Below are 258 nucleotides of genomic sequence, written 5' to 3'. Positions count from 1 at the left end.
GTGATGGTGTAGAAACATTTACATTAGAAATGGTAGAAACCGAAAATATATCAGATGATATAAATATATACTTGTATGATGTACACAACAATATTTATATTGATTTAAAAAATTCTGATTATGAGTTTTTATCAGATGTAGCAGGAGAGATTAATGATAGATTTAAAATTGTGTTTTCTCAAGAAGAATCTCTTTCAGTAGATGATTTTGAAGGTGAAAATGTAAAAATATTTGTAGCTAATGGTACCAATGTGTTAT

The 258-nt window shown here is 26.0% G+C and carries 1 pseudogene; it reads left to right on the top strand.

Annotated elements, in window-relative coordinates:
• Positions 1–258: pseudogene (locus tag ACRHOZ_RS21110) on the top strand (hypothetical protein); the annotation flags it as partial.

This window comes from Flagellimonas flava (assembly GCF_050617915.1).
Classification (GTDB): domain Bacteria; phylum Bacteroidota; class Bacteroidia; order Flavobacteriales; family Flavobacteriaceae; genus Flagellimonas; species Flagellimonas flava_A.
This window is presented reverse-complemented; position numbering and strand designations above follow the sequence as displayed.